The 19,214-nt window shown below is 60.6% G+C and carries 16 protein-coding genes; 9 read left to right on the top strand and 7 right to left on the bottom strand.

Features of this window, described 5'->3' with window-relative positions; translation table 11 throughout:
* Positions 1-6 precede the first annotated feature (6 nt).
* Together tagH and tssK are read left to right on the top strand one after the other, a co-directional pair.
* Positions 7-1,464 carry a type VI secretion system-associated FHA domain protein TagH gene (gene tagH / locus Q5Y75_RS08245; RefSeq protein WP_306196153.1) on the top strand — a complete coding sequence of 486 codons (1,458 nt, stop codon included), beginning with the start codon at positions 7-9 and terminating at the stop codon, positions 1,462-1,464.
* A gap of 40 nt (positions 1,465-1,504) precedes the next feature.
* Positions 1,505-2,845, top strand: coding sequence for a type VI secretion system baseplate subunit TssK (tssK, locus tag Q5Y75_RS08240; RefSeq protein ID WP_306196151.1), 1,341 nt, complete (start codon positions 1,505-1,507; stop codon positions 2,843-2,845).
* A gap of 447 nt (positions 2,846-3,292) precedes the next feature.
* On the opposite strand, the gene Q5Y75_RS08235 is transcribed toward tssK, so the two are convergent.
* The 3 genes from Q5Y75_RS08235 to dctP form a co-directional block, all read right to left on the bottom strand.
* Entirely contained in the window at positions 3,293-4,693 is a 1,401-nt protein-coding gene (locus tag Q5Y75_RS08235) for a TRAP transporter large permease (protein WP_306196150.1), read from the bottom strand.
* A 12-nt stretch (positions 4,694-4,705) separates the two neighbouring features.
* Positions 4,706-5,338, bottom strand: coding sequence for a TRAP transporter small permease subunit (locus tag Q5Y75_RS08230; RefSeq protein WP_306196148.1), 633 nt, complete (start codon positions 5,336-5,338; stop codon positions 4,706-4,708).
* Positions 5,339-5,423: 85 nt separating this feature from the next.
* On the bottom strand, positions 5,424-6,437 hold the full coding sequence (gene dctP / locus Q5Y75_RS08225; RefSeq protein WP_306196146.1) for a TRAP transporter substrate-binding protein DctP: 1,014 nt from the start codon (positions 6,435-6,437) through the stop codon (positions 5,424-5,426).
* A gap of 204 nt (positions 6,438-6,641) precedes the next feature.
* Here dctP and Q5Y75_RS08220 point away from each other — a divergent pair, with 204 nt between their 5' ends.
* Complete coding sequence (locus Q5Y75_RS08220; protein WP_306196144.1) at positions 6,642-8,654, top strand: heparinase II/III domain-containing protein; 2,013 nt, start codon at positions 6,642-6,644, stop codon at positions 8,652-8,654.
* Between the two features lie 77 nt (positions 8,655-8,731).
* On the opposite strand, the gene Q5Y75_RS08215 is transcribed toward Q5Y75_RS08220, so the two are convergent.
* Positions 8,732-9,763: an ACP S-malonyltransferase gene (locus Q5Y75_RS08215; RefSeq protein WP_306196142.1), complete on the bottom strand. Its 1,032-nt coding sequence runs from the start codon at positions 9,761-9,763 to the stop codon at positions 8,732-8,734.
* Positions 9,760-11,943 (bottom strand): thiamine pyrophosphate-dependent enzyme, encoded by a 2,184-nt coding sequence (locus Q5Y75_RS08210; protein ID WP_306196140.1) that lies wholly within the window; start codon positions 11,941-11,943, stop codon positions 9,760-9,762. Before Q5Y75_RS08210 ends, Q5Y75_RS08215 begins: the two co-directional genes overlap by 4 nt.
* Before the next feature lie 223 nt (positions 11,944-12,166).
* Between Q5Y75_RS08210 and Q5Y75_RS08205 the strand changes: the two genes are divergently transcribed.
* From Q5Y75_RS08205 to Q5Y75_RS08185, 5 genes are all read left to right on the top strand, one after another.
* Positions 12,167-13,195, top strand: a complete 1,029-nt coding sequence (locus tag Q5Y75_RS08205; RefSeq protein ID WP_306196138.1) for a fatty acid desaturase — start codon at positions 12,167-12,169, stop codon at positions 13,193-13,195.
* Between the two features lie 80 nt (positions 13,196-13,275).
* Positions 13,276-13,704 (top strand): Lrp/AsnC family transcriptional regulator, encoded by a 429-nt coding sequence (locus tag Q5Y75_RS08200; protein ID WP_306196136.1) that lies wholly within the window; start codon positions 13,276-13,278, stop codon positions 13,702-13,704.
* 117 nt (positions 13,705-13,821) lie between these two features.
* Positions 13,822-14,928 carry a saccharopine dehydrogenase family protein gene (locus tag Q5Y75_RS08195; protein ID WP_306196134.1) on the top strand — a complete coding sequence of 369 codons (1,107 nt, stop codon included), beginning with the start codon at positions 13,822-13,824 and terminating at the stop codon, positions 14,926-14,928.
* Between the two features lie 119 nt (positions 14,929-15,047).
* Positions 15,048-15,386 carry an ArsR/SmtB family transcription factor gene (locus Q5Y75_RS08190; RefSeq protein ID WP_306196132.1) on the top strand — a complete coding sequence of 113 codons (339 nt, stop codon included), beginning with the start codon at positions 15,048-15,050 and terminating at the stop codon, positions 15,384-15,386.
* Positions 15,379-15,864 carry an SRPBCC family protein gene (locus Q5Y75_RS08185; protein WP_306196130.1) on the top strand — a complete coding sequence of 162 codons (486 nt, stop codon included), beginning with the start codon at positions 15,379-15,381 and terminating at the stop codon, positions 15,862-15,864. Before Q5Y75_RS08190 ends, Q5Y75_RS08185 begins: the two co-directional genes overlap by 8 nt.
* Positions 15,865-15,955: 91 nt before the next feature.
* Here Q5Y75_RS08185 and Q5Y75_RS08180 read toward each other — a convergent pair whose 3' ends face one another.
* Positions 15,956-17,014, bottom strand: a complete 1,059-nt coding sequence (locus Q5Y75_RS08180) for an ABC transporter ATP-binding protein (RefSeq protein ID WP_306196128.1) — start codon at positions 17,012-17,014, stop codon at positions 15,956-15,958.
* Positions 17,011-17,805: an IclR family transcriptional regulator gene (locus Q5Y75_RS08175; protein WP_306196126.1), complete on the bottom strand. Its 795-nt coding sequence runs from the start codon at positions 17,803-17,805 to the stop codon at positions 17,011-17,013. Before Q5Y75_RS08175 ends, Q5Y75_RS08180 begins: the two co-directional genes overlap by 4 nt.
* 140 nt (positions 17,806-17,945) lie before the next feature.
* On the opposite strand from Q5Y75_RS08175, the gene Q5Y75_RS08170 reads away from it, so the two are divergent.
* The gene (locus tag Q5Y75_RS08170) at positions 17,946-19,202 is read left to right on the top strand and encodes an ABC transporter substrate-binding protein (RefSeq protein ID WP_306196124.1); all 1,257 of its coding nucleotides are present in this window, start codon (positions 17,946-17,948) and stop codon (positions 19,200-19,202) included.
* Positions 19,203-19,214: the final 12 nt, after the last annotated feature.

The raw sequence follows: 19,214 nt of genomic DNA, 5'->3' as shown, positions 1-19,214 counted from the left end.
AGACACATGGGCGTAACGCTCAAATTCCAAACCACCGGGATGGTGCCCGGTGATGGCCGCCCGGTCTCGATGCAGGGCGGCTCTCTGACCGTTGGGCGCGGCCCAGCGAATGATCTGGTGCTGCCCGACCCCGACAAGACCCTGTCGAAAAGCCATTTCGCAATCGAGGATCAGGCAGGCAGCGTGGTGGTGGTCGACCTGTCGACCAACGGCACTTTCCTGAATTACTCCAAGATCCCGCTGGGCCGTACCCCGACGCCGCTCAGCAACGGCGATGTTCTGATCGCAGGCGGCTATGAGATGGTGGTCGAGATCGGTGCCGATCTGCCCAGTTTCGAGCAGATGATCCCGGCCCCTGCCGCACAGGGCGGTGTCAGCCATGGCGTGGCTGGCAACGCGCCCGATCCGCTGGCACTGCTGGATGATGCACCGCCGGGCGGCGATTTCCTGGATGACCTGCTGGGTGACGAGACGCCGAAGGGGCCGGGGCAGATCGACATCCCAGACCCGATCGACGACCTGCTGCCGCCGATGGAGGATGACGACCCGTTCTTCCAGAAACCCAGCGACGGAATGGAAGGCGAAGGTGCCAGCGAAGCCATGCATAGCCCGTCCCCGACGGATGCGTTTGCGGCCCCGTCTTCTGGTGGGGGATCGTTCATTCCCGATGACTGGGACGACGATCTGCTCAGCCCGTCCGAGCCTGAGCCGCCCGCACCTGTTGCCAAGCCAACACCGGGCGCGCAACAGCCGCCAGCGCCGCTGCCAACCTCGGAAGAACAGACCGTTCTGCCGCCCTCGGCCCCCGCGCAACCAGAGCGTACGGCGCCCGTCGTGCCAGCGGACGCAAAGCCCGCTTCGGCGGCACCTGCGGCCGCAGGTGACAGTTCTGCAGCGCGGGCCTTCCTTGAGGCGCTGGAACTTGACGACGTCCGAATCGACGATGCCGACCTGCCCGCCACGATGGGCCGGATGGGCCGGGTCCTGCGCGCCATGGTTACCGGCCTGCGTGAGATCCTGATGACGCGCACCTCGATCAAATCCGAGTTCCGCATCGACCAGACCATGATCGGCGCAGGGGGCAACAACCCGCTGAAATTCTCAATCAGCCCCGAACAGGCCATCGAGGCGATGGTAAAGCCGCGCGTGCGTGGCTACCTGGGGTCCGAGGAAGCTACCAAAGAAGCCCTTGATGATATCAAAGCCCATCAGGTGGCGATGATCACCGGCATGGAGGCGGCGCTGAAAGGCGTGCTGTCCCGGCTGGACCCCGAACAGGTGGCGGGCAAGATCGAGACCTCAGGCGCGCTCGGATCGCTCTTCCGAGGCAAGAAGGCGCGCTATTGGGAAATCTATGAAAAGATGTATGCCGAAATCTCGGATCAAGCGGAAAACGAATTCCACGACTTGTTCAGCCGCGAATTTGCGCGCGCCTACAAGGAACAGCTGGAAAAACTGAAATAAAGCCGCATCCAAGCGGCGCGCGAATAAGGGAGGGCAGGGCATGTCCTGGGACAGCAAGGTGCTATGGACGGAAGGGTTGTTCCTGCAGCCGCATCACTTCCAGCAGGCTGACCGCTACGGCGAGGCGCTGGTTTCGGGACTGGCCCGACGGGTCACGCCCTACGCCTGGGGGGTAAGCGCGCTTGAGATCGACGACGAGGTGCTGAAGGTCGGGCAATTCGCGCTGAAATCCTGCGCCGGGTTGACCCATGACGGCACAGTCTTCCGCGTACCGCAATCGGATGACCATCCGCCCGCATTGGAAGTGCCCGAAACCATCAAGGATTGCGTGGTCTACCTGACCGTGCCGCAACGCCGCCAGGGCGCGGCTGAGGTCGATCTGACCGGGGCGGAGCAATCGCTCAGCCGGTTGCGCCCCTCCGAGCTGGAGATCACCGACGTGATGAGCCAGCAGAAAAAGCCGGTGACATTGGGCGTCGGCAAGCTGCGGTTGCAATTTGCGCTGGAGGTGGACGATCTGGCCGACCGGCTGGCCATCCCCATCGCCAAGATCATCGAGGTGCGCCCCGACAAGGAAATCGTGCTGGATCGCGGATTTATCCCCTCGGCGCTGGACGTACGCGCGGCACCGCCGCTGTCGGGCTTCCTGAACGAACTTGAAGGCATGCTATCGCATCGGATGCAGGCGCTTGCCGGGCGGTTGTCCGAAGGGGGACCGGCCAAGGGCGCAGCGGAAATTTCCGATTTCCTGCTGCTGATGGTGATCAACCGCAACCTGCCTCTGGTGCGCCATTTTGCGCATATTGAGAATGTGCATCCCGAACATGCTTACCGGGTCTGCGCCGGACTTGCCGGAGAGCTGGCAACCTTTATGAGCGCTGACAAGGCCACGCCGCAATTCCCGGCCTATGAGCATGACAACCTGACCGACAGCTTTGCGCCGGTGATCCGGGTGCTGCGGCAATATCTGAGCTCGGTACTGGAACAGACCGCTGTGTCGATCCCGCTGGAGGCACGCAAATACGGCATCAGCGTTGGCGTCATCGCCGACCGCAAGCTGGTGGGCAATGCGGGCTTTGTGCTGGCGGTCAATGCCGATATCCCCGCCGAGGACATCCGCCGCCATTTCGCCGGTCAGGCCAAGACCGGCCCGGTCGAGGAAATCCGCCAACTGGTCAACTCGGCCCTTCCGGGCATCACCCTGCGCCCGCTGCCGGTCGCCCCGCGTCAAATCCCGTATCACGCAGGCGTCGTCTATTTCGAACTGGACGCGGCCAGCCCCTATTGGAACAAGATGACCACCTCGGGCGGCATCGCCGTGCATGTCTCGGGCCAATATCCGGGACTGAAGATGGAGCTTTGGGCGATCCGCAATCAGTGATTTTATATCTCGAAAGCACGATGATTGATCACAGCTTCAACTGGCAGCTTCGAGCCCGTCTAGACAGCAGCATTGGAGTTCGCATTTTGTTGTGACATCCTTCGAATGTTTGGGCGAATACGGTTGGAGTCGGAAATGCGAGAAGAGAGAACTCGACTTGGCCAGGTTTTGGGCCTTCTCTTCCTAGCATTTGTCATATTCGGACCCATTCTCTTCTACATTTTTGGCGATATTGGAACGAGTGATGGCACAACGGAGTTAGATCTCATGCTGTTTTATGCGGTCGTGCTTGGCTTCACGCTTTGGGCTTGGCGTAACCGAAGAAAGTGACATGCTTCTAAGTCTCTCAAGTCTCGGTAGAAACTTCTCGGCTCATTTCAATGTCAGCAAAGTCCCGCATATCGGACCTACACATATTCTATCTGACCCAAAAGATCTTGTTGCTGCTCACACCTGACTGGGCAGCCACAGCACAATAGCCGGGAAGGACACCAGTAGGGCGATGGTGATTGCGTCGGCGATGAAGAAGGGAGTGACGCCCTTGAAGACATCCTGCACGCTCAGGTCATCGCGCACGCCAGCCACCACGAAACAGTTTAGGCCAATGGGCGGGGTGATCAGGCAGAACTCGGCCATTTTCACTACCAGAATGCCGAACCAGATCGCGCACATGGGCCCGCTCATGCCAAAGGTGCTTTCTGGCGCCGAGACGGCCTCGCCCCCGTTGAGCGCCATCACCGCCGGGTAGACCACCGGCAGAGTCAGCAGCAGCATACCGATTGCGTCCATGAACATGCCCAGCACTGCATAAGCCAGCAGGATGCAGATCAGGATCAGCATTGGCGACATGGTCAGCGAGGTGATCCAGTCCGAAAAAGCTCCGGGCAGGTCGGCAAAGCCCAGGAATCGCACGTAGATCAGCACGCCCCATATGATGGTGAAGATCATCACGCTGAGCTTGGCGGTTTCCAGCAGCGCGTCCTTCAGCTGGGCCCATCGCATGCCGCGATAGAGCGCCATCAGGAAGACCACAAAGGCCCCGATCGCGCCGCCCTCGGTCGGGGTGCCCCAGGCGTCGCCTCCGAAAGGGTTATAGACGAAGAAGATGATGGTCACGACGACGAACAGGATTGGCAGGGCAGGCGGCAGCGACACGAACCGCTCGCGCCAGGTAAAGCCCGAGACCGGGGGGCCAAAGCCTTTGATCGTGAGTGCCATGCCGATGATCAGCAGCCCATAGATCAGCGCGGAAAACGCGCCGGGGATGAAGCCCGCCAGCAGCAGCTTGCCCACATCCTGTTCCACGATGATCGCATAGATCACCAGAATGGCCGAAGGCGGGATCAGCGAGGCCAGCGTGCCGCCTGCGGCCACAACACCCGCCGCGAAGCGCTTGTCATAGCCGATCTTCAGCATCTCGGGAATGGCGATGCGGGCGAAGACGGCAGAGGTGGCGACCGAAGCGCCCGACACGGCTGCAAAGCCTGCGGTCGCAAAGACGGTGGACACGGCCAGCCCGCCCGGCACCCAGGCCAGCCAGCGTTTGGCCGCCTCGAACAGAGCCTTGGTCAGACCGGCGTAATAGGCCAGATATCCGATCAGGATGAAGGTGGGGATCAGCGACAGCGCCTGAGACGAGATCTTGGAATGGGGCACCTGTCCGGCGGTTTTCACCGCCACGGTGACGGCCTTGCCGAAGCGGGCGGGATCATAGCCAAACTTGGCCCAGAAGATCCAGATCAGGCCGACCATCCCGGCAAGACCGGCAGCAAAGGCAACCCGCATGCCCAGCACAACCAGCACCAGCATGCCGCCTGACACGATCAGGCCAATCTCAATCGGTTCCATGCTCAGCGCCCTTTACTTGTCGTGGGCCGAGACATGCTCGGCCTCCATCGCGGCCTGCGTCGCGGCATCGGCGATCAGTGGCACCGCCACCGGTTTGGGATCGTTGTTGCGGAATGCGCGGCCATAGGCGGCCAGTTGCAGCACCAGCCGCAGGCACAGCACGCCGAACGCTACTGGCGCCAGCAGCTTGGCAGGCCAGATCGGCAGGGCGATATCCATTGAACTATCGCGGCTCCACAAGGGTGCGCCGAAATCGAAGCTACGCTCGAAATGCGCCCAGCTGCCCCAGACCAGCAGCGCCATCAGTATCAGGATCGCCAGCGTGGTGACGAACTCGACCAGATAAAGCGTGCGCCCCCGCAGCTTGCCAACGATCATGTCCATGCGGATATGGCCGCCATCGCGCTGGGTATAGGAAATCCCCATGAACGCGATCAGCGGCATCGCCTGTTCGATCCAGTCCACATAGCCGGGCAGGGGCTGGTTGAACAGGTTGCGCCCGCCCACCGACACCACCGCAAGCAGCATCAGCGAGAACACGGCAAGACCGCTCAGCAGCGCCAGCATCTTCTCCAGACGGTAGAGGCGCTGGTCGATGCGGCTGAGTAGACTGTCATCGGAAAGCACAAGAGACGAACCGGCCATGACGGGCGTTCCTTCCATGTGAGTGGTGGTGTGCGTGGCGGCTTGGATTAGCCCCACGCCCCATCCGGGCGCGGAGCCAAGTGCCTTAGCTGTTGCCTTCGGCGATCATGCCGGTCACGAGGTCATACAGCTCCTGCGCGGGCAGGCCGCGGGCGTTGTTTTCCTCGATCCACGCGGCGGCAGCCGGGGCTGCGGCGGCTTCCTTGAAGGCGGCAATCTCTTCATCCGAGAAGGTCACCTGCGTGATGCCGCGCTCTTCCATGGCGGGGCCCCAGGCGTTCATCGTGTTGTTGTTGTAGTTGTCCACGTAATGGGCCAGCGATTCTTCGACCGAGCCCAGCAGCGCGTCGCGATGCGCGTCCGACAGATCGTTCAGCGCGTCGGTATTCACTACGACCGGACAGTTCACCGTGCCGGGGTTGAGGTTGGTAGTCCACCATGTGCCGTTCTCGATCGTGCCGAAGGACATATGTGCGTGGGGCGCGAATGCCACGGCCTTGACCACACCGCTATCCATCGCCTGGCGCACTTCGGTGGCCGACATCGAGGTGGGAACCGCGCCCACGGTCTCCATAGCGGCCCCGATACCGCCAGTGGCGCGCACATTCAGCCCTTCGAAATCCGCGACTGAGGCTGGTGCATCGCCCACGCCAACAAGGTTGTACTGCGGCAGGGGCGAGGGCATCAGCAGGGTTGCGTTCCAGCGGCCCAGATCCTCGACCGTGGCGGGATGCTGATAGACCGCCATCGACAGATCGATCTCCTGCTCCAGTGAATTCACGCCCAGGAACGGCAGCTCCAGAACCGTGATCGAGGGATTCTTGTCGCGGTGATAGCCCGCGCAGAACTGCGCCATCTCAAACGCGCCGATTTCGATGCCGTCGAGGTTCTCGCGGTTCTTCGACAACCCGCCATAGCTGATGTTCAGGGTAAATTCGCCGCCGGTCTTTTCATTGACCAACTCGGCCAGTTTCTCGACATGTTCGGTAAAGGCGCGGCGTTTGCCCCAAAGCGAGACATTCCACTCGGTGGCCAGAGCTTCGCCTGCAAAGGCAAGAGTCAGGGCGGCAACAGCCGTCCCGGTGAGGTATTTGCGCATGATGGTTCCTCCCAGAAGCGCTCGAATGCGATGGCAGGCAGCATCCGCGTTGCCGAACCGCTTGGCAAGGAAGGAATCCGCGCATGGCCTAAGCGGTTGCCTGCGGAAATCCGCAGGGTACATATGGGCGCGAGATGACCTCGTGGTGACCATTGACGGTAAGTAACTCGCCGGTATTGTCGGTATCAAAACGAGGAAATCGGAATGCCCCGCAGCAGCTTGACCGTTTTTTTGGCGGCGATGTTCGTCTTGCCATTTGTTGGGGCAGCCCCTGGGTTGCAAGCCCAGACCACGCCCCCGGAGGTAGCGCAGGGCATGGGGGCTGGCGTTCCACAGATCATACTCAACGATGCCGCGCTGGCCCGTCTGAAAAAGCTACGGCAGAGAGATCCGGCGATCGCACGGGACCACGATGTATTGATCGCTGCGGCGCGGTCTTATCTGGACGAGCCGACGATCGCAGAAGAATTCCACACCACCTACAAAGACGATTCCGCCGCGCTGCACGGGATGAGCGAGAAAGCGGTCGAACGCCTGACGGCAATTGGGATGGTCTGGCGCCTCACAGGTGAGGACCGCTATGCCGCGCGCGGTCGGGACGAATTGCTGGGGCTGGCACAATTGAACAGCTGGTATCCGGCGCATTTCCTCGGCCTGAGCCGGATCGCCCTCGCGGTCGCACTGGGATATAGCTGGCTAGGCGACGCGCTTACGGAACAGGAGCATCAGGTGATACGCGCCGCTCTTGTCAACTACGCGCTGAAGCCCGGCATGGCGATCTATGACAAGGACCAACACTATTTCGACACCGGCTGGACCCGGCCGCAGGATTGGGTGCCCCCTATCGCGGTGCCCGCCACTTTGCCTGACGGTACAGCGACATCCGACATCACTTGGCCGGTGGCCTCGTTCAACTGGAACATCGTTTGCAATACCGGGCTGATCGTGGCGGCCCTGGCCGTGTCCGAGGCAGAGCCCAAGCTGGCCGCCCAAGTAATCGAGCGAGCGCAGATTTCGCTGCGAAACGGTCTGGCACTGTTCGCCCCTGACGGCGCATGGCCGGAAGGGCCGATGTATGGCGCTTTGTCCGCCCGCGATACCGCGATCCTCGTGACCGCACTGGAAAGCGTATTGGGCCATGATTTCGATCTGTCCGAGGCGGCCGGCCTACCGGGGTTCGGCGATTACTTGTTGCACATGACCGGCCCCACCGGATTGCTGTTCAACTATGGCGACAGCGACACGGTGACCGATCCGGTTGCCCTGTCCTGGCTGGCGCACCGGTTCGGGCGACCCGATTATGACTGGCACGGCTCAGATGCGCCGGAGTCGTCCCATCCCGCGTTCAATCTGCTCTGGCGTTATGGAACCGGTATCAGTCCGCAAGTGCGCGAGCCGAAAGCGCTGTGGTTCGGAGGCAGGGGGCTGGTGGCCTTACGCTCGGCCTGGAACGATTCCGATGCGACATTTGTGGGGTTCAAGGCCGGCCCGCTGCAAAGCCATCACAACAACCTCGATGCAGGCACATTCGTGTTTGATGCCAAAGGGGTGCGGTGGGCAATCGATCTGGGGCTGGGGAATTACCAGTTGCCGGGGTATTTCACGTCGAACCGATTCGACTATTACCGGACCGCGACCATCGGTCAGAATACCTTGACCTTTGAGAGCGCCAACCAGCAGGTCACATCGCGCGCCTTTATCGAGGATTTCTCGCAGATACCCGGGTTCACCTTTGCCATTGCCGATCTGTCCGACGCCTTCAGCGCGGCACCCGGCGCGATCCGGCGCGGCGTGGCTCTGATAAACGACAGGGCGGTGCTGATACAGGATGAACTCACCAGCGCGATTGTCGAGCAGGTTGCATGGACCATGCATACCAATGCAGAGGTCAGTCTGGACGGCGCGCAGGCGGTTTTAAAGCAGGGGGGCAAGGAGATGACAGCGCTTATTCTGTCGCCCGCCGATGCACGGTTCGAGCTGCGCTCAGCCAACCCCTGCGACACGGATTACAACGCCGAATGTGACGCGCAGAACCCCAATACCGGCATCCAACGGCTGATGGTCTCGGTGGAGGCACAGCAATCCCCGCGCCGGATCGCCGTGCTGATCCTAAGCGACCCGGCCCAGGCAAACTTGTATGTTCCCCGGGTGGCCCGGCTTGACGACTGGCGGCTGGCGGCGACACTCACCAATCCCGCCCCGCGCGGCGGCGACTGAGCGGGCCGGATGCCGATGAGACCTGCAAGAGGTTGGCAAAGCCATGAATGTACTGGCTGGCGCCCGGTCCGACTAGGCTAGCCCAGCACCCGGTCACGCTGATCCGCGCGACCCATCGACAGTAGCAAAGGCGGTTCAGATATTTGAACGCTCGTTTTGCCCGTCAGGCCACGCCAAGACGACAGGATCAGGCTTTGCGCCGTGGCACCCCCAAGGGTCGTGCCGGGACCGAGAATGATGAACACGTCCGGCATGAACTCGCGCGCGGCGGTGCGGATGGCGGCGGTGAAATCATAGGTCTCGGTCACCTGATGGCCCAACGTGTAGTCACACAGCGCGGTCAGGTCGCTGGATCTGGGCTGCCAGATCGCGCCGCGCCCGTCGATCAGGGGAAGCTGGGGTTGCTCGAATAGACTCTGCTCCAGCTTGCTTTGGCCAAGCGCGGCCACCGGGGCCTGAAGCGCAGTGTGAAACCCGGCATGGTTGGGCAGGCGCATCGGGAAACGATCCTGCAGCCGGGGCATTTCAGCTTCGAAGGCGGCCAGACCGTGGGCATTGCCCGCGAGCACCAGCATGCCGCCCAGATCAATCGAAAGCGCAAGCACGTGATCGGGTCGGGCGGCGATCTGAGCAATCTTGGTAAGGGTGTTTTCACGCGCGCCGGGGATCACCTGCCAATTGGCATCCATAAAGGGATAGATCAGCTGCCCGCCAATCATCTGCTCCTGCATCAGCGTGCCCATGGTGTTGACCACCCGCAACCCATTCATCGGGTTGAGCGCGCATGCGCAGGTCAGGGCGATATACCAACCCATCGAGTTTCCGGTGACGCCGATAATCTCGAACCGGTCGCGGTCGATGGACAGGAAATCGCTATAGGCGCAGGCATGGATCAGAGGCGAGGCGTTGTCGCCGCGCGTATGCACCGCGCCCGAAAACCGCGCGGCGCTGTCGAGGTCACTGATGGGCGTCTGGCCCTGCGCGCGGCGATAGGCGTCGTAATCTTCGATCAATGATGCCTTGTCGCCATGGTGACGCGCGAGATAGCCGAGTTCCTCGCGATTGTAAGTGCCGCGCCCCGGTGCAACGACGATGGCGGTCTGTTTCATGATCCGCTCCACAGTTTGCGCGCGGCCTCGGCGATGCTGGCGCGCGAGGGCAAGGTGGCGGCATAGGCCGGGCCGGTGGCGATGAAGCTGTCCTCGGCAGCGAGGCGGGCATGGGGCAGAGTGGTCTGTTCCTGCAGCATTGTCATAAGAGCTTCGGACAAGCTGCCGGTGCTGCGGCATTCATCAACGATCAGTACCTTCTGCGCGCCCTCCAACGCGGCCAACGCTTCTTTGATCGGCAGCGGTGCGATCCAGCGCAGGTCGATCACGCGGGTCTCGATGCCTTGCGCCGCGAGGTCATGGGCGGCCTGCGTGCTTAGATAGCGGCCATTGCCATAGGTGAGGATCGCCAGTGGACCCTCGCCCGTCACGCCTACCTCACTCAGGGCGATACGGCGGTCGGGGGCAGGGTAGGTGGTCATCCAACCACCGTCTTTCTCCTCCATCAGGTCGCGCATGGGATAAAGCGCGATGGGCTCGACCATGACCACCACGCGCTGTTCTTCGCGTGCCAGCCGGACGCATTCGCGCATCATCATCGCCGCGTCGTCCCCGCGTGACGGGCAGGCGATGATCAACCCCGGAATATCGCGCAGCACAGCCAGCGAGTTGTCATTGTGGAAATGCCCGCCAAAGCCTCTCTGATAACCCAGCCCGGCGATGCGGATCACCATCGGGTTGGTAAACTGGCCTTGGCTAAAGAACGGCAGAGTGGCGGCCTCGCCCCGCAGCTGATCCTCGGCATTGTGCAGATAGGCGAGGAACTGAATCTCGGGGATCGGGACAAAACCGTTATGGGCCATGCCGATGGCCAGCCCGAGGATCGACTGTTCGTCCAGCAGCGTGTCAATCATCCGGTCCGGGCCGAACCGGTCGATCATTTTCTGGGTGACGCCATAGACGCCGCCCTTGGCCCCCACATCCTCGCCCATCATCACGATCTCATCATGCTCCAGCATCAGATCGGTGAGCGCCCAGTTGATCAGCTTGTTCATGGTCTGGGGAGTGCTGAGCTGTTTGTGGTCCGAGCCGAAGGCGGCGTGCCGTGCCTCTTCTGACGGCCCGTTGCTGGGCGCGCAGGCGCGCGGCGGCGGAATCAGCGAGGCCATCACCTGTTCCGCTGTTTGCAGGCGGGGGCGGGTCACGACTTCGGCGGCGACGCGGGCGCACTGATCCTCTGTCTTCTGGTAGATCGTCAGGACATCGTCAGCACTCAGGATTCCGCGCTGGATCAGCAGGCGGGCGGAGTGCAGCAGAGGATCGTCGCCCTCCCAACCTTCAAACACCTGTTTGGGCAAATAGGCCTGTTGCAGGTCCGATCCGGCATGGCCGTAAAGTCGTACCAAGCTAAGATGCAGAAAGGCGGGCTTGCGCAGGCGGCGGGTGTAATCGGCTGCCTCAAGAGCGACGCGGTAGGTGTCATAGAGGTCGAGCCCGTCGGCAGCGAAGTATTTCAACCCCCGACACTGCCTGAAACTCGCCGCCACCCAGCCACGCGGGGTACGGGTCGAGATACCGATGCCGTTATCCTCGCAAACAAACAGCAGCGGCAGCGGGGTCGATTGATAGGCAGTCCAGGCGGCGGTGTTGAACGCGCCCTGCGCCGTTGAGTGATTGGCCGAGGCATCGCCGAAGGAACACATCACCAGGCTGTCATCGCGCAACACCTGATGTTCGGGCGGGTGGCGCTTGGCAAGACCGATGGAATAGGCCGCACCGACCGCCTTGGGCAGGTGGCTGGCGATGGTCGAGGTCTGCGGTGGGATCAGCAGCGGGCGCGAGCCCAGCACCTTGTGCCGCCCGCCGCTAGTCGGGTCATCCATCGCCGTGGCAAAGCTGAGCAGCATGTCCCATGCGGGGGTGACCCCGGGCACCTGCTGGCTGCGCATGCATTGGAACGCGCCATCGCGGTAATGCAGAAATGCCATGTCGTCGGGGCGCAGCGCGGCAGCAACTGCCGCCATCCCCTCATGCCCGGACGAACCGATCGTATAGTATCCTTGCCCCTCGGCCTGCATCTTGCGCGAGCGGCGGTCGAGATTGCGGCTGAGGCATTGGGCGCGAAAGATCGCCACTGCCTGCGTATCGGAGAGCGGCCCCGTGGCGGGCTGGCCCGCAGGCAAGTCGCCCGAAGCCAGCCTTTGGCGAAAAGCCTGATCGACAATATCAGCGCGATCCATACCCAACCCTTTGCCTTCACCCGTTGTTCTTGGGTCACCTTAGGGGCGCAATCGCGGGAGCAAAACCGATCTTGTGGAATGCATCTATGAGGAAATGACATAGAAGCCGGGACTGGGCCTGGCGTGTTCACAATTTGAGTATGTTCCTAAGAACGGGCATTGCGCGTTGCTTCGCCGACACTTTCGTTTATCAGGATGGCCAACACAGGCAAGAAGCAGGCATATGCATCAAAGTCCCCAAGATTCTCTCACTCCCGATCCAGTACATGCTCGGGATTGGGTCAGGATACTCTCCAAGTATCGTGAACCGGACGCTACTCGAAGCGTGTTTGAGCTCGCGGTGACTCTGGGTCCCTTCTTTCTTCTGTGGGTATTGGCTTGGTATGCGCTGTCGATCAGCGCTTGGCTTACATTCGCAATTTCAATCTGCAATGCAGCCTTTTTATTGCGGTTGTTTGCGATCCAGCATGATTGCGGGCACAGTGCGTTTTTCCAGAACCGCGCGGTGAGCGACTGGACCGGGCGATTGATTGGGGTGCTGACCTTGACACCCTATGATGTTTGGCGTCGATCCCATGCGATCCACCACAGTTCTTCGGGCAATTTGGGACGGCGGGGCATGGGCGATATCCACACCCTGACCCTTGCCGAATATCGGGTGCTGACGCCGGCAAAGCGTCTGCTGTATCGGCTTTATCGTCATCCCATCGTGTTGTTCGGTCTTGGACCCGGATATCTCTTTTTCCTGCAGAACCGGCTGCCTTTGGGTTTAACCAGCCAGGTACGGTACTGGATCAGCGCGATGTGTACGAATGCAGCGATTCTGCTCGCGCTTTCGTTGATCTACTATTTTGGTGGCGTCATGCCGCTGCTGCTGATTTTTTTGCCCTCGACGCTGCTCGCCGCGACGGCTGGTGTCTGGCTGTTTTATGTACAACACCAGTTCGAGGCTGCACATTGGGAACCAGAAGCTGAGTGGGACTTGCACACCGCAGCATTGCAGGGCAGCTCGCACTATGTTCTGCCCTCTGTTCTGCAATGGTTGAGTGCCAATATCGGAATCCACCATGTCCATCACCTATACAGCCGCATCCCGTTCTACCGGCTGCCAGAAGTGTTGCGCGATCACGATATCCTTGCGCAAAGCAATAGAATGACAGTGAGAGAGAGCTTGTCGAGCGTGCGCTTTCACTTATGGGATGAAAACAGCAAGAGATTGCTTTCCTTCGCGCAAGCCCGAAAAACGATCTGATCGTCGTCGCTGAGTTTGTTGCGCCATTTTAGGGCCATAAGCCGCTTTGCGTGAAACCCCGGCGGCGTTATGCAGAACAAATGGATAAGCTCGACCGCAAGATAATCGCCGCCCTGCGCCACAATGCGCGGCAATCGACCACCGCGATTGCCGGACAACTTGGCGTGGCGCGCACGACCGTACATGAGCGGATCACAAAGATGGAGGCGCGCGGCGTGATCGCCGGGTACTCGGTTGTGCTGCGCGACCCGGAAGAGGGCGGCAAGGTTCAGGTCATCGTGATGCTTGAAGTGCAGCAGCAGGAAACCACCCGTATCATCAAACGGTTGGAGGCCTATCCTGAGGTCAAGCTGTGCCTGTCGATCAACGGGGATTTCGATCTGCTTTTGTCTGCAGAAGCACCACGGATCGAGGATCTGGATGTACTGGTCGACGAACTGGCGCGCATTCCCGGCGTGCAGCGGACCAATACGTCAGTAGTGTTTGGCCGCAAGATAGACCGCGCCTAACGAAACGACGATATTTCCACCGATATGACGGAGACATGAGTCATTCCGACACTCTGTGCCCTACACTCCGAACAGGTTTTTCCCCAGACTCTTGAAGAAAGAGAGCGGAGACATGTCATGCGTTGGAATATTTGCATCGTTGGGGCGGGCAAAATCGGGCGGATGATCGCCACGCTGCTGAACGGGTCGCGCAATTACGCGGTCACGGTGGCCGATCGCGATCTGGCCGCTTTAGGCACGCTGAATCGAGCGGGTTTGCCGACCATGCAGATTGATGCCGATGACCCTGCAGGACTCACCGAAGCCTTGCGTGGCTTTGATGCGGTGATCTCCGCCGCGCCGTTCTTTCTGACCCCAGTGATTGCCGCGGCGGCTCGGCAAGCGGGCGCGCATTATTTCGACCTGACCGAGGATATCGCGGCCACACAGGCCGTGCGCGGTCTGGCGCAGGACAGCCAAACGGCGTTCATGCCGCAATGCGGTCTGGCGCCCGGGTTTGTCGGCATCGCGGGCGCGGCGCTGGCGGCGGAGTTCGATGAGTTGGACAGCTTGCATATGCGAGTGGGCGCGCTGCCGCTCTTCCCGACCAATGCGCTAAAATACAACCTGACCTGGTCCACCGACGGGCTGATCAACGAATATTGCAATCTCTGCGACGCCATCGTGAATGGTGCCCGGGTCAAGACCGCGCCGCTGGAAGACTACGAATTGTTGGGTCATGACGGCGTGGAATATGAGTGCTTCAACACCTCTGGCGGGCTGGGCACCTTGCCGGAAACGCTTGAGGGTAGGGCGCGGGCGGTCTCCTACCGCTCGATCCGCTATCCGGGGCACCGCGATATCCTGAAACTGCTGCTCAATGATCTGGGGCTGGAGCGGCGACGCGATCTGCTGAAAGAGATATTTGAGGCCGCCCTGCCGCGCACCGATCAGGATGTGGTGCTGGTTTATTGCACCGCCAAAGGGCTGAAAGACGGGCAGTTACGCGAGCAGAGCTATATCAACAAGTCTTTCGCCCGCGAGATTGATGGCCGGGTCTGGAGCGCCATCCAAGTGACCACCGCCGCCGGGGTGCTTGGCGTGGTTGATCTGATGCGCACCGGCCAGTTGCCGCAATCAGGCTTCATCCGGCAGGAGCAGGTGCCGCTGCAGGCGTTCCTGCAGACCGAGTTCGGGCAGCTTTATCGATGTGGGGACGTGACACGCCAGAACGCGGCGGCTTAAGAAGTCCATTTCTTTTCTGTACTTTATATGGCGAAGTTCATTCTTTTTTCTAGCGGTCGACCGCGTTGCCTTGCATTAAATCACTTGATTAATTAACCGATTGGTTATGTAATACTTAGATGAATGACTCTCAAAGACTTGACGCCGTCTTTGCGGCTTTGGCCAATCCAACCCGACGTGCAATTCTCGCGCGGCTCGCGCAAGGAGAGGCGACGGTGAACATGCTCGCCCAACCATTTGAGATGAGTTTGCCTGCCATTTCCAAACACATACGGGTTCTGGAAAAAGCCGAGCTCATCACACGCGGGAAAGATGCTCAGTTTCGGCCTTGCAAGTTGAACGCAAGGCCTCTGGAAAAGGTCGCGCATTGGGCCGATCGATACCGTCCTATCTGGGAAGCCCGGTTCGACGCGATGGAAAGGGTGATAGAGGCAATGAAGGATAGCAAAGATGACTGATCAGCAAGCCTGGGTAAGGATCGAGCGGGAATTCGATGCTCCCATCGACCTTGTTTGGCAAATGTGGACCGATCCGGATCTGTTCAAGGCATGGTATGGACCAATGGGGATGCATGTGCCAACTGCAGAAATGGATGTCGTGGTGGGGGGCGTGCGAAAAATCTGTATGGAAATGACATCGCCAGAGCGCTCAATGAGCATGTGGTTCACCGGCGTGTATAAAGAGATCTCGCCCCCATCGCGGCTTGTCTACACTGAAAGCATGTGTGATGCGGAAGGTGTCATCATCTCGCCGCAGAGCATGGGTATGCCTGCAGGTCATCCAGATATCACCGAAGTTATCGTTGAACTCCGCGAGGTCGACGGAAAGACCGTTATGACAATGGTGCACGTTGGCGTGCCGGAAGGGTCAGCCGGAGCACGCGGCTGGGGTCAGGCCTTCGACAAGCTCGAAGGTCTTCTGAAAGAGAAAGTATAGCGCTTGCCTGTGAGCAATGCGAACCGAACGCACCGGGCTGCGGCGCGGATAAGAAGGTGGCACGGGCTGATCGCCCGTGCCAAGTGAAGGTTTATCGAATGCGGGCGCCGCTTTCTGTGTCGAAGATCATCGCACGCTCCGGGCGCAGGATCAGGCCGACCCGACTGCCTTCGGTGCTGCGTTCATCGTCGCGCTCTTCAACGATCAGCTTGTCGCCGTTCGAGGCGGTCAGGTAGCTGTAGGAAACACCGCCAAGCGCCTCGGTCAGATCCACCGACAGCGCGTCGCCGCTGCGGTCCAGCCCGATATGTTCGGGGCGCAGGCCCAGCGTGATCTTGCTGGCCCCGGCGGGGATCGGCGCGGGCGGATCAAGCGGGGCGGAAAGGGCAGGGTGGGTCAGCTTGCCATCGACTACATCGCAATCGAGGAAGTTCATTGAGGGCGAGCCGATGAAGCCTGCCACAAAGCGGTTGTCAGGGTTGCGGTAGAGCTCAAGCGGCGCACCGACCTGTTCGATACGCCCGTCGCGCAGCACCACGATCTTGTCGGCCATTGTCATCGCCTCGACCTGATCGTGAGTCACATAGATCATCGTCGCGCCGATTTCCTTGTGCAGCCGGGCGATTTCAACCCGCATCTCGACCCGCAGTTCGGCGTCGAGGTTCGACAGCGGTTCGTCGAACAGGAACACATCGGGTCCGCGCACAATGGCGCGGCCAATGGCGACCCGCTGGCGCTGGCCACCCGACATTGCCTTGGGCTTGCGTTTCAGATAGGGGCCGAGCTTCAGGATGTCCGAAGCCTCCTGCACCTTCTTGTCGATCTCACCCTTGGCGACGCCGTTCATCTTCAGACCGAAGCCCATGTTTTCGGCCACCGTCATATGCGGATAAAGCGCATAGGTCTGGAACACCATGGCCACGCCGCGCTTGGCCGGGTCCAGATGGGTCACATCGCGTTGCCCGATGCTGATCTTGCCATCCGAGGTTTCCTCAAGCCCTGCAATCATCCGCAGCAGGGTGGACTTGCCGCAGCCCGAGGGGCCGACAAAGACGCAGAATTCGCCATCCTCGATTTGCAGATCGACCCCGTGGATCACCTGTGTCTGTCCATAGCGCTTGATTGCGCCTTCCAGCGTCACACCTGTCATGTCGCCATCGCCTCTTTGTGAAGTGTTTCCGGGAAGCGCCAGGCTTGTGCCTCGCGCCCAATGTCATCAGCGGCCTGCCGCACGCGCGGGGCCCAGTTTTCTAGTGTCTTCAGATCGGTCCGGCTGGTGGGTCCGGTGATCGACATCGCGCCCAGCATGCGCCCACCCGGAGTCAGGATCGGGGCGGCGATGCAGATGATGCCGGGCTCATGTTCTTCGCGGTCGAAGGCATAGCCACGGTCGCGAATCGCTGCGAGCTCGGTGCGCAGCGCGGTTTCCGAGGCCAGCGTATGCGGCGTGAAGCGGTGAAAGCTCTGCTGCTGGATCGCCCGGTTCAGCGCTTCGTCGGGCAGGAAGGCCAGCATCGCCTTACCAACGCCGGTGCAATATGCGGGGCCAACCTTGCCGGCCTGCGAATACATTTCGACCGGGTCGGCGGCATTTCGCTTGTCGACATAAAGCACCTGGCTGGCATCGAGCTGTGCCAGATGCACGGTTTCGCCGAGATCACGACTGAGCGCGTCTATGTGCGGCCGTGCGATAGGCGCCAGCGAGCTTTGGGTCCAGGCGGCATGGGCCAGCCGCACCAGCCTGATTCCCAGCGCATATGACTGCCGGTCGGGATCGTAGCTGAGCATGCCCTGATTCGTGAGCGTCTGCAGAAAGCGATAGAGCGTGGCCTTGGGGAAGGGGCTGTGATCGAGCAATTCGCCAAAGCGCACAGGGCGATTGAACCTTGCGACAAGGTCCAGCACGTCACATGCTTTGCCGACTGTCCCGTCCCCTGACATGAGGTGACGTCTCCTCCCTTGGTCCTGCCCTCCCGCAGGATTATTGTTGACAACCCTAGCCGAAGTGATGTGTAGTTTTCAACATGTAAAACATGGTTTCAAATATTGGAACCAAAAATGGAAGCTACAGGGAGGAAACCATGCATTCCATGACCAAGCGGACTCTGGCCGCTCTTGCCGCATGCACGGCGTTGTCGGCACCGGCCGCGGCGCAGGTCAGCGGCGATCTGTCGATCTTTCTCGACACGTCGAACCCGGCCCCGCGCGCCACGATGGAAGCCATGATCGAACGCTTTGGCGAGAAGAACCCGGATCTGAATATTGAGGTCACGGTGATCGACCGCGAAGCCTACAAGACCCAGATCCGCAACTTCCTGACCGCAAACGCACCTGATGTGGCGACATGGTATGCCGCCAACCGGATGAAGCCTTATGTTGATGCTGGTCTGTTCGAGGATGTATCGGATCTGTGGGCAGAGCCGATGTTCGAAAACGATCTGAAGTCCACCAGGGGCGCAATGACGATCGATGGCAAGCAGTGGGGCGTGCCTTATACCTACTACCAGTGGGGCGTTTACTACCGCAAAGACATCTTTGACGAGCTGGGCCTGAGCGAGCCGACGACCTGGGAAGAGGAAAAGGCCAATTGCGAAAAGATCGTCGCATCGGGCCGCGCCTGCTATACGATCGGCACCAAGTTCCTGTGGACCGCCGGCGGGTGGTTCGACTACCTGAACATGCGCACCAACGGCTATGACTTCCACAATCAGCTGGCCAATGGCGAAATCAGCTGGGAAGACGACCGGGTCAAGCAGACTTTCGCGAACTGGAAAGAGCTGATCGACATGGGCGCGTTCATCGACAATCACCAGACCTATAGCTGGCAGGAAGCGCTGCCCTTCATGGTCAATGGTGAGGCGACCGCCTATCTGATGGGCAACTTCGCGGTGGCACCGCTGCGCGATGCGGGCCTGACCGATGATCAGTTGGATTTCTACCAGTTTGTCGAGATCACCCCGGGCGTGGAAAAGGCCGAAGATGCGCCGACCGACACATTCCACATTCCGTCCGCAGCCAAGAACAAGGAAGCGGCGCGCGAGTTCCTGCGCTTTGTCGCCTCGCCCGAGGAGCAGACCATCATCAACAATGGCAAGAACCTAGGACAGCTGCCGGTGAACTCGAAGTCCACTGTGGATGACGACAAGTTCCTGCAGAAGGGCTTTGTCATGCTGAGTGAGAACAGCCCGGGCGGCGTCGCCCAGTTCTGGGATCGTGACGCGCCGGCGGAAATGGCCAAAGTGTCGATGGAAGGCTTCCAGGAATTCATGGTCAAGCCTGACAGCCTCGACAAGGTTCTGTCCAAGCTGGAGCGCGCCCGCGGGCGTATCTACAAATAACCGATTGGGGTG

It is taken from the genome of Ruegeria discodermiae, assembly GCF_030758345.1.
In the GTDB taxonomy this organism is placed as follows: Bacteria; Pseudomonadota; Alphaproteobacteria; order Rhodobacterales; family Rhodobacteraceae; genus Ruegeria_C.
This window is presented reverse-complemented; position numbering and strand designations above follow the sequence as displayed.

What these genes read in the sequence shown, in the direction of transcription:
- tagH (WP_306196153.1), top strand. Translation starts at nt 7, where the DNA reads ATGGGCGTAACGCTCAAATTCCAAACCACCGGGATGGTGCCCGGTGAT.
- tssK (WP_306196151.1), top strand. Translation starts at nt 1,505, where the DNA reads ATGTCCTGGGACAGCAAGGTGCTATGGACGGAAGGGTTGTTCCTGCAG.
- Q5Y75_RS08235 (WP_306196150.1), bottom strand. Translation starts at nt 4,693, where the DNA reads ATGGAACCGATTGAGATTGGCCTGATCGTGTCAGGCGGCATGCTGGTG.
- Q5Y75_RS08230 (WP_306196148.1), bottom strand. Translation starts at nt 5,338, where the DNA reads ATGGCCGGTTCGTCTCTTGTGCTTTCCGATGACAGTCTACTCAGCCGC.
- dctP (WP_306196146.1), bottom strand. Translation starts at nt 6,437, where the DNA reads ATGCGCAAATACCTCACCGGGACGGCTGTTGCCGCCCTGACTCTTGCC.
- Q5Y75_RS08220 (WP_306196144.1), top strand. Translation starts at nt 6,642, where the DNA reads ATGCCCCGCAGCAGCTTGACCGTTTTTTTGGCGGCGATGTTCGTCTTG.
- Q5Y75_RS08215 (WP_306196142.1), bottom strand. Translation starts at nt 9,763, where the DNA reads ATGAAACAGACCGCCATCGTCGTTGCACCGGGGCGCGGCACTTACAAT.
- Q5Y75_RS08210 (WP_306196140.1), bottom strand. Translation starts at nt 11,943, where the DNA reads ATGGATCGCGCTGATATTGTCGATCAGGCTTTTCGCCAAAGGCTGGCT.
- Q5Y75_RS08205 (WP_306196138.1), top strand. Translation starts at nt 12,167, where the DNA reads ATGCATCAAAGTCCCCAAGATTCTCTCACTCCCGATCCAGTACATGCT.
- Q5Y75_RS08200 (WP_306196136.1), top strand. Translation starts at nt 13,276, where the DNA reads ATGGATAAGCTCGACCGCAAGATAATCGCCGCCCTGCGCCACAATGCG.
- Q5Y75_RS08195 (WP_306196134.1), top strand. Translation starts at nt 13,822, where the DNA reads ATGCGTTGGAATATTTGCATCGTTGGGGCGGGCAAAATCGGGCGGATG.
- Q5Y75_RS08190 (WP_306196132.1), top strand. Translation starts at nt 15,048, where the DNA reads ATGAATGACTCTCAAAGACTTGACGCCGTCTTTGCGGCTTTGGCCAAT.
- Q5Y75_RS08185 (WP_306196130.1), top strand. Translation starts at nt 15,379, where the DNA reads ATGACTGATCAGCAAGCCTGGGTAAGGATCGAGCGGGAATTCGATGCT.
- Q5Y75_RS08180 (WP_306196128.1), bottom strand. Translation starts at nt 17,014, where the DNA reads ATGACAGGTGTGACGCTGGAAGGCGCAATCAAGCGCTATGGACAGACA.
- Q5Y75_RS08175 (WP_306196126.1), bottom strand. Translation starts at nt 17,805, where the DNA reads ATGTCAGGGGACGGGACAGTCGGCAAAGCATGTGACGTGCTGGACCTT.
- Q5Y75_RS08170 (WP_306196124.1), top strand. Translation starts at nt 17,946, where the DNA reads ATGCATTCCATGACCAAGCGGACTCTGGCCGCTCTTGCCGCATGCACG.